The 16,756-nt window shown below is 35.8% G+C and carries 19 protein-coding genes; 1 reads left to right on the top strand and 18 read right to left on the bottom strand.

Annotation, left to right across the window (positions count from 1 at the left end):
- Positions 1–10: 10 nt before the first annotated feature.
- From EVI01_RS03685 to EVI01_RS03780, 18 genes are all read right to left on the bottom strand, one after another.
- The gene (locus EVI01_RS03685; RefSeq protein WP_010752172.1) at positions 11–2,770 is read right to left on the bottom strand and encodes a phage tail tip lysozyme; all 2,760 of its coding nucleotides are present in this window, start codon (positions 2,768–2,770) and stop codon (positions 11–13) included.
- On the bottom strand, positions 2,767–3,486 hold the full coding sequence (locus EVI01_RS03690) for a phage tail domain-containing protein (RefSeq protein WP_010752173.1): 720 nt from the start codon (positions 3,484–3,486) through the stop codon (positions 2,767–2,769). The genes EVI01_RS03685 and EVI01_RS03690 overlap by 4 nt, the downstream gene beginning before the upstream one ends.
- Positions 3,483–5,786, bottom strand: coding sequence for a phage tail tape measure protein (locus EVI01_RS03695; protein WP_010752174.1), 2,304 nt, complete (start codon positions 5,784–5,786; stop codon positions 3,483–3,485). Before EVI01_RS03695 ends, EVI01_RS03690 begins: the two co-directional genes overlap by 4 nt.
- A 191-nt stretch (positions 5,787–5,977) precedes the next feature.
- Positions 5,978–6,442, bottom strand: coding sequence for a hypothetical protein (locus tag EVI01_RS03700; protein WP_010752175.1), 465 nt, complete (start codon positions 6,440–6,442; stop codon positions 5,978–5,980).
- On the bottom strand, positions 6,442–7,068 hold the full coding sequence (locus EVI01_RS03705; protein WP_002317335.1) for a major tail protein: 627 nt from the start codon (positions 7,066–7,068) through the stop codon (positions 6,442–6,444). Before EVI01_RS03705 ends, EVI01_RS03700 begins: the two co-directional genes overlap by 1 nt.
- A 5-nt stretch (positions 7,069–7,073) precedes the next feature.
- On the bottom strand, positions 7,074–7,439 hold the full coding sequence (locus EVI01_RS03710; RefSeq protein ID WP_010718814.1) for an HK97-gp10 family putative phage morphogenesis protein: 366 nt from the start codon (positions 7,437–7,439) through the stop codon (positions 7,074–7,076).
- Positions 7,429–7,767, bottom strand: a complete 339-nt coding sequence (locus EVI01_RS03715; protein ID WP_010718813.1) for a hypothetical protein — start codon at positions 7,765–7,767, stop codon at positions 7,429–7,431. The genes EVI01_RS03710 and EVI01_RS03715 overlap by 11 nt, the downstream gene beginning before the upstream one ends.
- Positions 7,757–8,083, bottom strand: coding sequence for a phage head closure protein (locus tag EVI01_RS03720; RefSeq protein WP_010718812.1), 327 nt, complete (start codon positions 8,081–8,083; stop codon positions 7,757–7,759). The genes EVI01_RS03715 and EVI01_RS03720 overlap by 11 nt, the downstream gene beginning before the upstream one ends.
- On the bottom strand, positions 8,064–8,342 hold the full coding sequence (locus EVI01_RS03725) for a head-tail connector protein (protein ID WP_010718811.1): 279 nt from the start codon (positions 8,340–8,342) through the stop codon (positions 8,064–8,066). Before EVI01_RS03725 ends, EVI01_RS03720 begins: the two co-directional genes overlap by 20 nt.
- Position 8,343: 1 nt before the next feature.
- A complete protein-coding gene (locus EVI01_RS03730; RefSeq protein ID WP_010752176.1) occupies positions 8,344–9,690 on the bottom strand; it encodes a phage major capsid protein in 1,347 nt (448 codons plus the stop codon).
- 12 nt (positions 9,691–9,702) lie between these two features.
- On the bottom strand, positions 9,703–10,272 hold the full coding sequence (locus EVI01_RS03735) for an HK97 family phage prohead protease (protein WP_010752177.1): 570 nt from the start codon (positions 10,270–10,272) through the stop codon (positions 9,703–9,705).
- Positions 10,244–11,473, bottom strand: coding sequence for a phage portal protein (locus EVI01_RS03740; RefSeq protein ID WP_146811536.1), 1,230 nt, complete (start codon positions 11,471–11,473; stop codon positions 10,244–10,246). The genes EVI01_RS03735 and EVI01_RS03740 overlap by 29 nt, the downstream gene beginning before the upstream one ends.
- Positions 11,474–11,494: 21 nt before the next feature.
- Positions 11,495–13,222 (bottom strand): terminase large subunit, encoded by a 1,728-nt coding sequence (locus tag EVI01_RS03745; protein ID WP_010718807.1) that lies wholly within the window; start codon positions 13,220–13,222, stop codon positions 11,495–11,497.
- A complete protein-coding gene (locus tag EVI01_RS03750) occupies positions 13,219–13,671 on the bottom strand; it encodes a P27 family phage terminase small subunit (RefSeq protein WP_010718806.1) in 453 nt (150 codons plus the stop codon). Before EVI01_RS03750 ends, EVI01_RS03745 begins: the two co-directional genes overlap by 4 nt.
- 110 nt (positions 13,672–13,781) lie before the next feature.
- Positions 13,782–14,162: an HNH endonuclease gene (locus EVI01_RS03755; RefSeq protein WP_010752180.1), complete on the bottom strand. Its 381-nt coding sequence runs from the start codon at positions 14,160–14,162 to the stop codon at positions 13,782–13,784.
- Positions 14,159–14,560: a hypothetical protein gene (locus EVI01_RS03760; protein WP_010752181.1), complete on the bottom strand. Its 402-nt coding sequence runs from the start codon at positions 14,558–14,560 to the stop codon at positions 14,159–14,161. Before EVI01_RS03760 ends, EVI01_RS03755 begins: the two co-directional genes overlap by 4 nt.
- On the bottom strand, positions 14,541–14,840 hold the full coding sequence (locus EVI01_RS03765; RefSeq protein ID WP_010752182.1) for a hypothetical protein: 300 nt from the start codon (positions 14,838–14,840) through the stop codon (positions 14,541–14,543). The genes EVI01_RS03760 and EVI01_RS03765 overlap by 20 nt, the downstream gene beginning before the upstream one ends.
- Positions 14,841–15,645: 805 nt before the next feature.
- Positions 15,646–16,125 (bottom strand): hypothetical protein, encoded by a 480-nt coding sequence (locus EVI01_RS03780; protein ID WP_010752184.1) that lies wholly within the window; start codon positions 16,123–16,125, stop codon positions 15,646–15,648.
- Between the two features lie 344 nt (positions 16,126–16,469).
- On the opposite strand from EVI01_RS03780, the gene EVI01_RS03785 reads away from it, so the two are divergent.
- The gene (locus EVI01_RS03785; protein WP_010752185.1) at positions 16,470–16,682 is read left to right on the top strand and encodes a hypothetical protein; all 213 of its coding nucleotides are present in this window, start codon (positions 16,470–16,472) and stop codon (positions 16,680–16,682) included.
- The last annotated feature ends 74 nt before the right edge of the window (positions 16,683–16,756 follow it).

A 16,756-nucleotide genomic window follows, 5' to 3' on the forward strand; every position in this document is an offset into this window, starting at 1 on the left:
AATCTCCTCCCTATTTTGGTGGTATGACAATGGAAGAAATTGCACTTGCACTATAATACTGGCGATCTAACTTTCCACAAATCATACCTAACTCTGTATTTTGTTCATAAGTTTGCATACGACCATTAGCTAAGCCTCGGATAACGCCAGTATGTCCATAAGTTCCATCTGCAAACCATGAACCCACTTGTCCACCTCTTGCCCAATTAATAATTGCACCAACTACTAATTGATCGTATCTAGGGTTTTGAATCACTTTCCAACCAACAGCAGACCAATCATAGGCAATACCAATATCAGATGCTGCAGAAGTATTTCCTATCACATGAGTTAAACCATATTTTGTTCCAGCACCCATGCCACAACCACCCAGATATCCTGAATATTCTGCAGACAAACCATAACACTGACCATTACCAATTCGTTGTCCAATCAAAGACTCTAAATGTTTTATTCCTGCTTCTCCAGTAGCTCCTCCTGGTTTTAAATCTTTAAATTTGTTATACCAGTTAACTGCATAATCTTGACGTTCAGGATGTGTCGCTGCCGGACGTTCATAGTTTCGTTCAAAAGCATATGCTGCTTGTCTTGGATCAGTACAGACCTTAAATCCATCAACCGTCGTAGGTTGTACTACGCCCATCCATTGTCCATTTGTAAATGTCCAAATAAGCAACCGAACTTGTGCATCTAAGCTCGTTATTGGTTCTTTAATACCTGCAGCATTAAATAAGTTTTGAACATAAACTTTTCCATCCCATGTTGCTGGACCAACAAGAGGATATGAAGAACCATCCCACTGAACTAATCCGTATGCTGGTCCAGCTATTTGAACAGTATCAGGATCAAAAGTTCCTCCTGTTTCTTGTTGAATGTTCCCTAATATTCCACATGCAGATTGTTTCGTAAATCCGTTATTACACAAAATATCGTAAATTCTCCAAGCTCTCTTTTCTGCATCTGTTTTTAATTCACTAGGATACCCACCAGTAGATTCTCCACCTCCTGATGGACCACCACCTTGTCCAGGAATTATTTCTTTTCTTTTAACTGTAAGTTTTCCTTGTACATCTAAGTCTCCAAAATAAATTGCTTTACCATTTCCTAATAAAACTAATCCTTTTCCTACTTTAGGAGAAATCAAAATATATTTGCCGTCTCCATTTGTACGAATAACTAAAGAATTATCTTCAATAGGGGTTGGCGTAGAAGCCCCAGGAAAAGGATTACCAGCAGAATCAGTTGTTCCAATCGTTCCAATTGAACCCTTAGAATTCCAAAATTCCATACCTTTTTTGGTTAGCTCCATGATTTTTTTGTTTTCATTCCAAATTTGAAGTGTGCCTTTTACAAGTTTTAACACATCACCATAAGCATTAAAGGAAGTTTCGAATACTTCTGCATTTATTGTTCCTACTGTGATGAAGTCAGCAACAATTTCTCCTTTTGATGTGATAGCAATACCAAAAGGTCCATTTACGCCATTATCTGAATAACCTAACCCATTCAAATTCCAGCGCCACACACGTTTTGCACTCGCTACGTCATCGGTATCCATTATAAGTATCTCGGATGGTGCTTTCTCTGGACGAAAAACGACATGTCCACCAGAATTCCCAGTAATCCATGCCGTTGCATTGAGTACGTTTTGCACTAATGTTTCTGTCCGATTATCAATTTTCTTTTTGAGTTCTTGAGTTTGAGAATTCATTGTAGAAGTATAAAGAGATAAGTCATTTCCTAAAACTAAATTCTTATACTTGCCAAGTGTAGGAAAATAGGTGTATTCCACTACTCGCTCAGCGATTTCAATATCAAGCTGTTTTGCTCTTACATGAACAACATCACCAAAGCTTAGAGTTGAAAGCTTTTGATACATTTCACCGTATTCCAGAGTATGCTCCAACGAAACCATGCTTACCGTATGAGTCGCTTTAGGTTCATGAATACGGTCTTTATCAAACAATGTGTTACCCCATTTGATAAGGTCATCCACTGTTTTACAATCCGAATTTTCTCTTTTACCTATACGCCGATTTTCATCCGTTACTCCATCTATTTCTAAAAATCCATAGGTGATAGGGTCTTTATCTTCGTTATAATCATTGTCAGGAACACCACCAACCAGAAATAGACTGTTTACAATAGATTCTTCGTCTATTTCTTCCTCAATAGCTTCGAGATTTAAGCCAAAATCAATTCTAAATCCATTATCAGCTCCAATTTGTTTGACTAGATTCAAATCATAATTATTCATGTCTAATTCTGCGCTGGCAACACCTACTAGATTTTGATTACCATTGTTTGAACCAATGATAGCTTCTACTGGAGCAACTTGCTTTGCAGTGAACTGATGTATTGTTCCAACATTTGAAAGATAATTGAATTTTTGTGAGAATGCCAAACTGGATTTTAGATTGTTCATGATCTGTGTTCCATTGCCATTATCTGTGAAAGACTCAATAATAAAATTTTTATTGGCCATAAAGCCAATATGCCTTGCCGTTACTGAAATAGAAGTCAGATTTTTTTTGACATTGTATATTTCAAAATACTGCCATGATCCATCTGGCACCTTTGCTTTTAAAAAATTTCCTTTTTTTAAATATGATCGATACTGACCATTTTTGGCATAATTTCCATAAAAACGATATTGACCATTCAATACTCGGTTAATCTCTGGCAAATCTTCCCAATCAATTACCGAAAATCCGTTCACATCCAAATCTTCTGGTACCTTGTTATAAGCGTAAATGAATTCTTGCGTCACAGATACACACTCCTATTCCAAAATCGAATTTGATTGAACTTGCCAGATAATTCGATGGTGTTTTTTCCTGGTGTCAAAATCGGCCAATCGCCTTTTGTAAACAGCGATAAACCTTCCTGAACAACTTTACCCAGTTCAGTATCAACCGCCACAGTTCCAGTTACAGTGTTTAAAACAGTTAACGTTCGATCGCCGATTTTTATTGAAATGTCCCCACCTTTTGAATCAATTTCAAGATATGGTTGGGCTTTTTCGTCTCCGTGATCATAAATTTCAACTTTAGACACGTTGAAGTTTTTAGGTGTTTCGCCAACTTTTCTTTTGAAAGGCTGGCACCGAAAAGTAACATCAAAAGTATAAAAATAGCCCCACTCATTTTCGAATGGAACTTCTTTACTCATACTACAAATAGCGTCTAAATATTTATCTGGATCATTGTGAGTGATTAATTGACTTTTCCCTGTCAGCCAACGTTTAACTTCTCTCAGCCGTGAATGCGGAATGGTAATCCCTTCGATTTCAAGGTTGAACGGTTCATAATCATCGAATGTTTCAGTTAGTTCGCCGTTTCTGCCTTGTACCGTATACGTTTCATAGCGTTTGTTTGGCATTATTTCAGGCAACTCGCTTTCAATAATGCAATTCATATCAAGCGTAGCATTCAAATTTTTCCAAATGAAATTGGGTTCATCAGAATTCATGAAAATTCGACTCATTCAGGAACACCTCCCAAATCATAAATAGCTTGTCGATTAGCTCTTGCAAATTTACGGTTCATTCGATCTAATTCCGATGGATTATTTGCATCAACTTTGCCAATATGGATATGTTGCTCGATATTACCATCAGAAACTTTTCCACCGATACCTCTGCGTTTTTCTTCGTCAGATAATGGAGTCACAGTAGTTTTTCCATTTTTAGCAGTTAATAACTCTGGTCCAGCTTCACCAACAATCGCTTGTCCATTGATTAAATGACCACCTTGAGCTAAATATGGGAGCTTGGATATAGAAAATGATTTACCACCAATACCAGGAACCCATTTTGGTATTTTGATATTATTCAGTCCACCAATAAAACCATTAATCAAACCAATCATGGCATTAATAGGAGCTTTTCCCACAGCAACAATACCATCGAAAATACCGCCAAAAATATCAACCAAACCTTGCCACGCTCTTGACCAATCACCTGTAAATATACCAGTAATAAAGTCAATAAATCCTGTCAGTATCCTCTTTCCTGCATTATAAAAATTCATGAAATTAACTACTATTCCTTCGAAAACACCAGAAATATAGCCACCTATAAATTTAAAAACTTCTACGGCGACATCTGAAATGCCTTTGAAAAATGCATTAACTCCATCATGAAACCATTTCACTTTGTTATATGCCAATACAAATCCAGCAATCAATAAAGCTATTCCTGCGATTACTAAAACAAACGGATTCGTTGCAAGAAAACCAGATAAAGTCTGCCAAATCCCTATAAAAGATTTAACTCCACTAACAATTTTAGTAATTGAACCCATAAGTGTTCCTAAAATCACTAATAGTGGACCAATTGCTGCTACTACTAAAGCTATTGTTACTAACATATTTTTTTGCCCTTGATCAAGTGAATCAAGCCAAATTTTAAATCGTTGCAATGCATCTATTGCCAATTCGAAAAAAGGCAACAAAGCTATTTGTACGCTTTCTCCCACAGATGCCATTGCTAATTTTGCGTTGTTCATGGCCATATTTGCCTTATCAATCGGATCAAGTGTAGCTTCATAAGTAGAACCAACAGAGCCACCACTTTCTGAGGCAACTTTTGCTAAATCTTCTAGATTAAGAGTTCCCCTTTTAATTGCATCAGCCATTCGAGGACCGCCTTTATTACCAAAAATCTCAGCAGCAGCATTAATTGCTTCAGTTTCTGAGCTTGCATTTTTAATTTTATCTTGCAATTCTCCAAGTCCTTGTGACAATGTTTTCCCGTCTTTAGCATAGGTAACTGTGGCTTTAGATAGACTACTCAAAGCTGCGCTAGAATCAACACCAGCTTGCTCGAATTGCCCCATTAATGTAATACCTTCACCAAAACTCAATCCTAGTTGTTTGATTTGAGGGGCTCCATCAATCGCCTTTTGCATTAAATCATCTACAGATTGCCCTGTATTTTGAGCTGTCTTTGTTGTTACATCTAATACAGAATTTAAATCATCATAAGACATGTCATAAGCCTCAATTGCTTGTCGAGCAAAAATAGCCGATTGCGAAACATCTGTATCATTGATTTCAGCATACTGTAGGAGATAATTGGTGGAATCTTCCAGTTTTTTGTCCATGAATCCAAATTGAGTATTTACTTCGCCAATGGCTTCTCCTACCGTTTGTAAAGGCAAGTGAGTATTTGAACCAACATTTTCAAAAGATTGCGATAGTCTATCAGCTTGATCACCTGTTGCTCCGGTTTTAGTAATAATAGTATCAAGAGCTTCATCTACTTCACTAAAAGCTGCTAGTCCTGCAGCACCTGCAGCAACAATTGGTGCAGTTACGCCAATAGACATTTTTTCACCGACACCTTTAACTTTTTCGCCAGCTTCTTCAATTTTTTGAAGTTTTTTTGCGGTATCAACAGAAACATTTCCCTGTTCTTTTAATGCATCATTAGTTTGCTCTAATGCAGAACGCAGTTTATTTTCTCCTGTTTCAGATTCCAAAAGTCTTTTATAGAGTTTTTGAGATTGGTCTGAATATTCACCAGTTTCTTTAACTGTTTTTTCATACTCTTCCCTTAACATCTGGGTTCGCTTTTCTGCTAAAGAAAGTTGTTTTTCTAATTTTTTCTTAGTAGCTGTTAATTTCTCTGTTTGAGTTGCATTCTTATCCATGGCAGACACTTGGTTTTTGTACTCGGTAGCTGCTAAGTTCATTTCTTTATTGATTTCTTTAATTGTTTTTGAATAGCTTACTTCGCCATTCGTTTTAAAATTTAAAACAACATCTGATTCTTTCCCTGACATTTTAGCGCTCCTTTCCTACCACCAAGGACTCTTATCCATAGTTATGGATTGAGGTGGCTCAAACTCAGTATTTTGTTGTAACCACTGTAGGTATGATTTCAGCCACAAGTTAGGCGTAGATTTCAAAAAGAAACTCTCACTCCAATTTAATAGAGTGAGAGCAACATAAATATAAAAACTCCAAGGAGTTCCTATCTCTTCCGATTCTTTTTGTTTTTCTTTCTTTTTGCTTGCGCTTTTTGAAAGTCTTGTGGCTTCTTGGATTTTTTTAGGTCTTCTACCTGAAATGTCTGACTAGCAAAAATTTCCATACAGGTACTATAAGCAGACAACACCTCTCCACTCATTCCTAAGAATTTAAAAATAGTTTCTGGATCTTCCTCTAAACCACCAGTGCGCAACATTGCATAAATCAAGGCACGCATGATTTTTAAATCACTAGGCGATAAGTTAGCAGAAGAAATTTTTCCTTCTTTTTTGTATAGCATGGCATTCATATCAGATTCGAATTGCGAATAATCTCCACCATATACATCTGCTATAAATTCCATTGTTTGCATAGTAAATGAGATAGGGAATTCTACACCTTGAATAGAGACAGTAGCAGAATTTTTTAAGTCTTCAACGTTAATTCCATAATCAGATAACCGAGCCATTAGCCTGCACCTCCAACTTTAGCCAATGTTTTCCACTGTTCTTCATCGTATACAGGTTGAGCAATGAATTTATTAAATAATTCGAGAGAAGCTCCGTCTCTATTTGAATCAAAGCTTGAATACATTACGTTGTTATACTTCAATCCAGATGAAATGAAGTTCGCAGTTACATCATCAATTTTCGTTTCATCATCAGCAGTAGCATATTCTTCATCAATAACATTGGACAACTGTGTTTTGGGATACCAAACAGCTTTCTTTCCACCGTTTTCAATATTTCCAATAAAACCAAATGCGAAATAAGGAAATTCACGAGCAGTATTTTTGCCAAAGGTTACACCACTTTCAGCAATCAAGCCTTTCAATTCGTCCATAACAGCAATTGGAATTCCTACATGATCCAGAGCTAACTCATGTTTTGTTTCTCGACTTACACGCCGAAACATTTTACTAGATGCCCATTTTTCAAGAGCTGTTCCATTTCCCTTTATTCCTAATTTTGTAGCAATTGGTAAACGAACAATCTCGCTATAAGTTGGTGCTTCTCCAACAGTATCAGGAGTAGCCATCATACCAATCAATATATCGTCTAATCCTTCAAAATAGAAAGTATCTTGCTTTCCCATTTAGATCATCCTTCCCACATTTTAATAATTTTCTTTGTCATAATTTCTTCAATTGTTTCTTTGTTTTGTTCATATGTTCCACTCGCAAAATGTTGGGCTCGTTGCTTTGTTGTCCCATTTTCAGCAAATCGCCAATAAAAAGCTGTGTCTTCAAATTGAACTTTTACTCGTTCATTTTCTACTACAACTCTTACATGATCTTTCATATGCTTTTTCTTTAATAATGACTTAGGTATTTTAGGCAATAGTTGCTTCAGGTAAAAATTAGCAGCTTCTTCTAAAGATTCTATTGATATTTTTTTCGGATCTACCTTTGAAAGATTTCCTAAATAATCTGCCATGTCAGCAAATCCGTTCGTATTATTTGCCATTTTCCACACATCTCACATACGTGTAATAGTTAGTCACTGTCTCATCATTTTCGTCACCTTGTATACCCACGAAATCGACATAAGGGATACCTACTTTTTCCAAAGCTTGCTCAATGACTACTAAGTCCTGCTCTGTTCCTAACGTAAAGAAAGAAATTTGATAGAATGGCATCTTTTTATATACTTTTCCGGAAGCCATTTTCTTATTAATACTCACATTTGAATACACGATATATGGATACACTGTTCCTAAAGTAGCCTTATCTCTAAACACCGGTAACTTAGTTGATTTCAATGCTTTTATTAATTCATTGAAGTTATTCGACATAAGCTAAACTCAACTCCATTTCTCTTGTATCGGGATTTGTATAAATCCGAGTAATGTTATACGTCACAGAATCAATTTTGAGGGCATTTAGCTTCTCTGTGATAGATTTATCCCATCGAACTTTAATTCGCCTGACAACGTCTGTCTTGGCTTGCTGTGATAAATATTTTTCTTGAGAAGTCACACCAAGTTCTTCATAGAAAATTGGGCGCTTGAATTCATAAACCGTAGTTGGACGATCGTTCTCATCTGTTCCTGTTTTGATTTCTAGCAATTCAGCTTTCCATCGCAGATTATTAGTCTGTCGTTTCGGCATTTTGAATCACTCCTTGCACAATAAATGGCGTCATAGCATTCATAGCTTTGTCGAGTTCATCCTCTGAAACTCTATATTCATAGGCAATGCCGGCAACCATCAAAATAAGATATTCTTGTTGGCCACCAGTTGCTGTTTTGACATAATCTTTTGCCATATCTAAATAAAAAGAGAGCAAAGAATCATCCATGCCCTCTTCAAAATGAATATGTGATTTGAATTTTTCCTCTAAAGATAATTCTTTAGTTTGCTCTTCCATCTTAATCACCAACTGGTTTTGTAATTTCATAACGATATACTGCAGGTTCAAACGGGGAATAAACCAATTGTCCATCTAATAAATTGTAAATTTGGAATCCAATTTGATTTTTACCAGAGAATTTTTCAACAAGTTTTTGAATCTCCAAGGCACCAATAACTTCTTGAATTTTGAATGCAGAAAAATCGCCAAAATATAAAACTGGCGTATCTGGTTCACCTTTTTTATCTGCTGCATCTGTCCAATCTACAGGATAGCCAACTAATTGGTAACCAATTCCACCTTCTGCTTGTGTGAATGGTCGCAACAACGGAAACCCATCATCTGTTTTCATTTTTTCAATAGCAGTCAAAGCAGCTCGATTAATAATAAAACGACCTTTTTTCATTACTTCTGTCACTGGTGTATTTTTAAATTCAATTAATGCATCATACAATTTTTGTCCAGCACCTGTGGCAGTTAAATCTAAAGGTTTCTCAAATGCTACAGCTTTTTTTGCTAATGCACCAGGATTTTCATTTCCAGCGTCATCTCCATTGAACATATAATTGATTTCCTTACGCACATAAGCTTTTTTCAATTCTTCGACAACAATATCTTCAACTGGAACACCAGACATTTTTAGTAATTTCTTAGTTACCGTTGCCAATGCATCGAATTCGGCCGGATCAAGTAAAATTTCATCAAACTGAATAGCTGTTTCAGTAATATCAGTTGAACGTTCTTTCTTGTTAACATTCGCATCTGCTTTTTTCACAAGAATTGGATATTTTACATCACCTGCTGTACGTACCACTGTTCCGTATTTACGCAATAAGTTTTCTTCCTGTGCATATGTGATTACTTCAGAAGCAATTACTTCTGGAACAGTAACTGAACCATTACCAGTTTCAATTCCTAAAGCTCTAGCTTCTGCTTCAGAAATATTTCCAATAACAAAATTAGCAAATGCTTTTCGTAATTGTTGATCTTTTTGTGTCTTGGTCATCTTACTTCTTGCCTCCAATCCTGATTTAATGGAATCTAGCAATCCATCACGTTGTTCTTGCGAAATCATGCCTGAACGATTTTCAGGATCATCTTCTCCGTCTCCACTAGGTTCATCGCCAGAACGATTGTCAGGATCATCAGTGCCATTTCCTACGCCACCATCTTTTCCATCTCCTGCATCACCATCATCTTCCAACGCATCTTTGATTCCATTTAATTCTTCAATGACTGCATCAATTTCTTGTTGCACGCCGTCGATGTCTGCTTCACGCAATTCACCAGATTCGATTTTTCCACGTAATTCTTCCAGTCTTTGCTCTTGACGTGCTTTCATTTTCTTTAATAATTCTTTATCCATAATGTTTTCCTCCTAAGCTCCTAGTGCTTGATTGATTTTTTTAATTAAATTTTTTCTTTTTTCGACTACTTTTTCTAAGTCTTCCTTGCTTCTTAAAGCTGCTTCGGTATCTTCATATGCTGGCAACGGCACGATAGAAACTTCATACAATTCCACCTCGTGAATCGTTCGAAGCATTGGTGTAGAGTTGTAGTCCCATGTTTCTTCAGTTGGTATGAATCCAAAACTGCATTGATTGATATCGCCACGTTCCATCGATTTTATCAAATCCCTAGCAACTGTTGTATCTGGAAGATCAACTTCAAATTTCAACCCACGTTCATCTTCTGATAAACGTAGCGTGCCGCTTTTTGTACGTCCTAAAACATTGGACCAATCATGATTGAAAAGGCAGCGAACATCTGAACTACTAATAGCCCTTGAAAAGGCACCGGGAGCTATCACTTCATCCAAGTCTTCCCATAATCTTGTTGGGCTATTAAAAACTGCTGCATAACCACTAATCGTTCTTGTTTGTGTTTCTTCATCAGAACGTGTTGAAAGATTGGTGATGTCAATCGTTCGAATTTCCTTTTTCTTCATTTCCATCACCTCCCTTCAAGTTTTGATCATTCGTTGGTAAGGAATCATCTGTAGCATGTTTTTTTCCAATTTCTGTCAAATCATTTGATATATAAACAGCTTCAGTTTCTGGCGTTCCTTGTTTAGGAAAACCAAGCATTTCTGCCACATTATCCGGACTTGTAATTCCAGTACGAACGATGTTGTATCCAATATTTGTTTTTGTTGAGTAAGTAACGAAATCCAAAATATTGATTTTCCATTCCACTCGATAGCCAGAATTAGGCATAAAAAAAAGAGCCGTGTAATGCTCGCTCTTGTTCTTCAATATTGGTTTGATTGCTTTATTGTGCAGATACATCATCGCTTTTTCGATGTCTGTCTTAATTAATGATTGATAGGTATCAACATTTATACCTAAGAATTTCCCCAAATCCTTTTTGTACACGCCTAGATAGTTCAAGATCGCATCGTCATCTACTGGACTTTTAAGTGTATCGATTGAGTAACCTTTACCAAGAGGAATCATTTTGACTGAATGATTACTGTCATCCTGTGTTCCTTCTAACTGATCAAGTATTGCTTTAACAATTTTCGTTTGGGCACTGTTATTCGGATTGATATGCGCATCCAGTTTAAGCATAAAAGCGAGTAAACCGCCTTTAGTATATTTATCCGTCAAAACCTTTTCTGCGCTTAGAACGCCTTCTAGTGTGCTTCTTGCTAAATCGATTATTCCTGCACCTTTTAAAGAATCTGTGCCGATATTCTTAATGTGACGAATCATCTGACTTGGTATTTTTTGGCCATTCATTTCAAACTCTTCTTGTAGACGCTCATTTATTTTAGTTGTCACACCGTATGCTAAATGAAGTTGATCTCGATCAGTCAATGGGAAGGTTTCTCCATTAATTAGTAGCGTGTTCGTCTCAAGTTTCGAAAATTCAAAACCTGTTAAATAATCATTTGGGCTTTGCAATATTTTAAGCAAGAAATGATTTTTTACTTCGTTACCATCTGGACCAATAACAATCGGTGTGGCCAACGCTACCTGATTAGATATGTCTTGAACTAATTCATAAACATCAGAAGATTCCATAATTGAATTGTCTGTGACATATCTTTGAGTGTAGCGAGTGGTTTGACCAAATATATCTTCAATGTAGCCCCGTTTTTCCATGAATGAATATACTGCGTTTGAAATTCTATCTCGAATTTTCATCTTTTCTCACCGCCTTTCTAATTATCTATAAATACTATCGAGATACTCATCCAATTCGTTCGAATCAATATCTGTCATCTGATTCATCGTTTCTTTATGACCACACAAAAACGCCACGAAACCGTCAATCTTTTTCTTCGACTGGCGTTTACTTGGCGCTTTTTGTCCATTGATGTTAGTAATTGCTACAACGTTCAAAGTGCAATATAGGAATAAGGGATTATCAAATTGTATCCGTTTCTCATAAAATAATCTTTCAACATCATCAAATGGCGAATTCAATACTCTAGGAAATTGAGGTACTTCAACACATTCCAATCCTAAATTCTCTAATTTCTCAACAAACTTATCGCTCATTGCTGGATCATAATTTACTTGCTGAATATCGTATAAATTCATGCAATCTTCGATATACTGCAATATTTGATCTTGATCAATCATTTTGCCATCGCAAAACTCAACAAATCCTTTGTCAGCCAAATCACTATAAGGAACATTATCTTCTTTTTCTCGAAACTCTAAATTTTCATTCGGAATAAAATAGAGTTGCTTTACTTTAAGAATCGCTTTACCATCTTCATCCCATGTTGGAAAGTTTAAAGATACACAGGTCAAATCTCGTGTACGTGATAAATCTAAACCGATATAGCATGGTTCATTACTTAAATCACCAAGTTCTTGCGTGGTAACTAAACATGGCTCTACTTGATCCTGTTCAAAGAAATTATCTGCGCCATTCACAAATACATCCAAGTGTTTCGTTAGAAATTCAGCTTTGGAATGAGCTGACCGTTGCGCTGTTTTAAATGCTGATTCTAAAGCAGATAAATCGACTGATATTCCCCAGTTAGGATTGCACATTTCCCAGACTTTTCTATCCGTCCAATCATAATTTTTATTTGGCTCATAGATTAGAACAAAGTTTGAATCATTATCATCACGTTTCAACACTTCTTTTGCTTCGCGATATACACGCATTCCAACAGACGACGAACCTTTCCCAGCAGTTGAGATATTAAACATCAATGGCTGTGGTAAAGATATTTGAGCAGACTTAAAATTGTCATACTGTTCCATTTTCTCTTGCTTATGCAATTCATCATTCAACACAAAATATGGATTTGAACCCTCGATATTATCAATATTCTTGGTTTGAACAATAAATTTATTTGAGTAAGCCATATCTTCATGAATATAGTCATAAGTAATACTAGAAACAGTTCCCTTTGGTCCTTTAAATATTTTTGTTCCTTCAAGTAGAATTGGATTGTTTAAAATGGTAGCCGCAAAAGGCTTAGCAGCATATTGAGCTTGAGCAAAATCAGAGGCACACGCATAACAATCGACTGATAAAGCACCTTCACCGTACATTGCATAACCTAATGAACCTACGGCAATCAATGTTTTACCATTCTTTTTTGGGATTTGAACATAAGCCTCACGAGTAACGCGAACAGTTTGACCTTTTTCATTTTCTTTAACCCAACCATAAATCCAAGAATAAATAAATTTTTCCCAGGATTCTAACAGAAATGGTTTTCCTACCATTTCTCCTTTTGTGTGAACAATAAATGTTTCTACCCAATCCATCATTTCATTCGCCCGATCTACATCAAACCAAATGTCTTTTCTTTTTTTCCACCTATACCAACGATCTATTGCTAAACGAACGGTTTTAGGATACTTCTTAGGTTGCTTTCTTACTTCTTTTGCAAATAAATCAGCATAATTTACACCAGGTTCAATCATTTTTCAGCACCTGCCTTCTTACGCCATTTATTTCTGTGCGCTGCTAGTTCATCTACTGGTTTTACTTCCGGACGTGTAATTTCTTCATCTTTTCTTGCAGTCGATCCTCCAGTAATTTGTCTACCATTTTTTGCTTTGTTCGTTAATCCTAATAAATCCAGAGCTTTCATTTTCTTATCAGCCCAAGTTTCTACTTGTTGCGCTAACGGATGTTTTGATTGATTAGTAGCACCTGATTTATTCGTGAATTTTTGAGTTTCTGGAAAACCTTTTTCTTTCCACAATAAATATTTATGTTGGTATATTTCAAAAATATCCAGATATGATTCAATCAACGGATCAAGAGTGATAGTGTACAAATCAGACTTACGCATTATTTCTAAAATACGAGCTTTTTCAGCACTTACTTTTTCATCAATAATCGCTTTACGTTGCGCTTTAGTCGTCATTTTTGTATACACCCCCCTTTGTTTTTGAAAAATTTGACCTAACGATGCGCGTGACTCCCCGCTACCCTATCTCCCCACGCGAAAAAATTTTGAAAATGAATAGGGGGGCTTCAATTGAAATACGAAGGAAAAACTTTTTTGTCTTCCGTTTCGTTTTCAACAATTGGATGACATTTTGGACATAATAGCATGAGATTGTTTGGATCAAGCTTAAGCAGTTCGTTGTCTTTGATTGGTACAATGTGATGGACGTGTGCTCTCTTTCCAAATATGAACTGACCACACCGCTGACAATGACCACCTTCTCTTTCATAAATAAATTGACGCATATCTTTCCATGCTTGCGTTCGATAGAATGGTTTGTTCTCATGATGATAAACAGACTTTGCTTGTTGCTTCTTCTTACGTGATTTACTTGATTGCTTGTGTTCAGTACAATATATTCCCTTTGCTATCTTGTTCGTGCATCCATCAAACTGACAGTATTTCATTCTGCTTCACGGATAAATTTTAGGATGTCGCCTTTTGCACGGATAGCGCCAGGAATATCAATACCATGTTTCTTAGCATATGCACGCAATTCTTTTGCAGTCATGTTGTCCAGTTCATCCGTTTCACAAGCGGACTGATCATTAGTAACTTCGTCTCCATCAAAGTCAGCAGTGGCGTTTCTATTACTTTCTAATTCTTCTCCTGACAACTGAATTTCTTCATCTCCCTTGAACAAGACACCATCGCCAACAATCGCCTTGGCAACTACAGTCATATCAGATTGTTCGCTTGTATCAAAGTTAGGTTCTTGCCCTTTCGGAACCACAACAATCTTTTTCTTTTCTGAATCCCAGTACTCAGTTCCAGTAATTGATGATCTAATTTTTTTCAATACCATTTTGATTCTCTCCTTTGTAATTTGTACTGATTACTTTTGCACCCATTCGTTCATACCACTTAACAGTTTCCTGAAGATTAGGTAAAGTGTGAGATAGTAATGTTATTACTAAAAAATCAAAACCTGTGCTTTCATTTACTACTTCAACATGTGCATAATTACCATTCCAATAATCTCTCAACCCATTAGGACTATTCTCAGCTTCAATTGCTTTTTTATAAACTTGCCCCATACCAGATGTAACATCAAAAGTAAGTACAGCCTCATGAAAATCATTCATAGATAAAACTCCTTTCAAAATAAAAAGACCACTCAATGAGTGATCTAATATGTAAAAACTACACCTCAGCAATGAGATGCAGTTATAGCTCTTTACGGTTTGGGCTTACCGTAAACCAAAGTCGCTGGAATGGGATCGCACCACTCATGTACTATTTCTCTCTAGTTTTGTACAAGGTCCCGATAGTCCGCCATACGAAACCTACCTTCACCTTCGCGTCTCTCTACTTCCGCCACAGCGACATAAGTGTATTGCAAATTTATTTTTAGTCGTTATATAATTAATTAAGGAGGGTTTTCATATGCCTAATTATGTTATTGATACAACACCTACAAAAAATACTGTCTACATACTTCACGAGATAGATTGTCCGTATGCACTAAATAAAAAATACTACGTTAAAATCGGTTATTTTACAGATTGTTCATCTGCTATTCGATATTTACGAGTTAAAAACTTAGACAAAAATTTTTCTGGATGCAAATACTGTTGTCGTTCTTGTTGGAATAAAAAATAATTGTATTGCTAGCTATCTTTTGAGGATAGCTAATTTTTTTATATCAAAACAGACAGCAACCCATTGATAAATACGAAGAAATTAACAAGGAGCTTGTCACTTCCTTTTCGTTTATTTTTTTGTTTGATTGCTGTCCATTAAAGCATAATTACAACGATGAGAGAGATTTCCTCCCTTCGTTTATTTTGTCTAAGTCCTGTTCTTAATCTTTCGACACTAATAGAATATCATGCTGTATACAATACTGACATAGCTACAATGTTCGAACATTTAGTGAACATTGGAATTTTAGAACAAACTAATTTGTACAGCTTCGTCTCTGCCCTTATTGTAATAATCAATCTCACTAAGTTTGTTTTGTCTATCTATCTTGTTCATTTCATATTCATCTAAAAAAGACAAAGTTTTACGAATTTCTGCGTGTCTTTGTCTAACATAAGATGAGCTATAGCCAATTTCTTCCGCTATTATCTCTAATGAACAATCCTCGACATACTTTTTTCGAATGATCTCATTATCAAGTCCTTTAAAAGAGTTAATAATAGCAAGCATTTCTTGACGTTGCTCTTCGAGTATTTCAATTTCATTTTCGATTTTTTGAATATTTTCTTCTAACATGGATGATCTAGAATTCTTTTCAATGCGGACGTCTGCCAAATCTCCATAGACCCACCGATTCAATTCAAGCTTACTTTTATTAAGATTCCATTTTAAGTAAAGAATCTGCTCATCAAGTTCTTGATAATCTTTTAACCACTGAAATCTCACAAACGCCACCCCTTATGGTAAAATAGTTATGTGCCGCTATCTCGTTAAGAGGTGGCTTTTTTTATTTTTTCTTAGCCGTTCCATTCTGGATTGCCTTTTGTTCCAAACGACGTTTTTTCTTCTTGATTTTCGATTTTGTTTTTCCCATACAAACATCCTTTCTGGAATATATATCGTTCGATTTTTACTGTTTAACAAGAGATGGCCAAATTTTATTGTTCGCTTTGAATCATCTCTTTGAAAAAATTTTAGTATTTTTGTAAGACCCCTAAATCATATTTTTGTTTGTTATAATACCTTTATCGAGGTATTTAATCGAAATATAAAACTAAAAGTGATCAACAATGAATAAAACTAAATTACTTGAATTAATTAATCAACGATTTGAAGAAACTGATTTAGAATTTTTAAATATAAAAAATTCCCCTGAACTATTTGCTTATTTCACTGAAGATGATATTCCAACTTTAAAAACACTTAAATATATCAGTGACATCAAAGTTACTACTCGTACTGGCGAACTCAACCTCTATAAGCTGTCTATAAAAAAGCAATAGCATAAGGTAATTCTTTATTGATATAATTTATTTGTCAGAAAATAATATGCTGACAAATAATAATCAAGGAGAAA

This window comes from Enterococcus villorum (assembly GCF_007990225.1).
GTDB lineage: Bacteria > Bacillota > Bacilli > Lactobacillales > Enterococcaceae > Enterococcus_B > Enterococcus_B villorum.

Excerpts from the sequence above, each read along its gene's own strand:
- EVI01_RS03690 (WP_010752173.1), bottom strand. The coding sequence starts at position 3,486 with ATGAGTCGAATTTTCATGAATTCTGATGAACCCAATTTCATTTGGAAA.
- EVI01_RS03695 (WP_010752174.1), bottom strand. The coding sequence starts at position 5,786 with ATGTCAGGGAAAGAATCAGATGTTGTTTTAAATTTTAAAACGAATGGC.
- EVI01_RS03700 (WP_010752175.1), bottom strand. The coding sequence starts at position 6,442 with ATGGCTCGGTTATCTGATTATGGAATTAACGTTGAAGACTTAAAAAAT.
- EVI01_RS03705 (WP_002317335.1), bottom strand. The coding sequence starts at position 7,068 with ATGGGAAAGCAAGATACTTTCTATTTTGAAGGATTAGACGATATATTG.
- EVI01_RS03710 (WP_010718814.1), bottom strand. The coding sequence starts at position 7,439 with ATGGCAAATAATACGAACGGATTTGCTGACATGGCAGATTATTTAGGA.
- EVI01_RS03715 (WP_010718813.1), bottom strand. The coding sequence starts at position 7,767 with ATGTCGAATAACTTCAATGAATTAATAAAAGCATTGAAATCAACTAAG.
- EVI01_RS03720 (WP_010718812.1), bottom strand. The coding sequence starts at position 8,083 with ATGCCGAAACGACAGACTAATAATCTGCGATGGAAAGCTGAATTGCTA.
- EVI01_RS03725 (WP_010718811.1), bottom strand. The coding sequence starts at position 8,342 with ATGGAAGAGCAAACTAAAGAATTATCTTTAGAGGAAAAATTCAAATCA.
- EVI01_RS03730 (WP_010752176.1), bottom strand. The coding sequence starts at position 9,690 with ATGGATAAAGAATTATTAAAGAAAATGAAAGCACGTCAAGAGCAAAGA.
- EVI01_RS03735 (WP_010752177.1), bottom strand. The coding sequence starts at position 10,272 with ATGAAGAAAAAGGAAATTCGAACGATTGACATCACCAATCTTTCAACA.
- EVI01_RS03740 (WP_146811536.1), bottom strand. The coding sequence starts at position 11,473 with ATGAAAATTCGAGATAGAATTTCAAACGCAGTATATTCATTCATGGAA.
- EVI01_RS03745 (WP_010718807.1), bottom strand. The coding sequence starts at position 13,222 with ATGATTGAACCTGGTGTAAATTATGCTGATTTATTTGCAAAAGAAGTA.
- EVI01_RS03750 (WP_010718806.1), bottom strand. The coding sequence starts at position 13,671 with ATGACGACTAAAGCGCAACGTAAAGCGATTATTGATGAAAAAGTAAGT.
- EVI01_RS03755 (WP_010752180.1), bottom strand. The coding sequence starts at position 14,162 with ATGAAATACTGTCAGTTTGATGGATGCACGAACAAGATAGCAAAGGGA.
- EVI01_RS03760 (WP_010752181.1), bottom strand. The coding sequence starts at position 14,560 with ATGGTATTGAAAAAAATTAGATCATCAATTACTGGAACTGAGTACTGG.
- EVI01_RS03765 (WP_010752182.1), bottom strand. The coding sequence starts at position 14,840 with ATGAATGATTTTCATGAGGCTGTACTTACTTTTGATGTTACATCTGGT.
- EVI01_RS03785 (WP_010752185.1), top strand. The coding sequence starts at position 16,470 with ATGAATAAAACTAAATTACTTGAATTAATTAATCAACGATTTGAAGAA.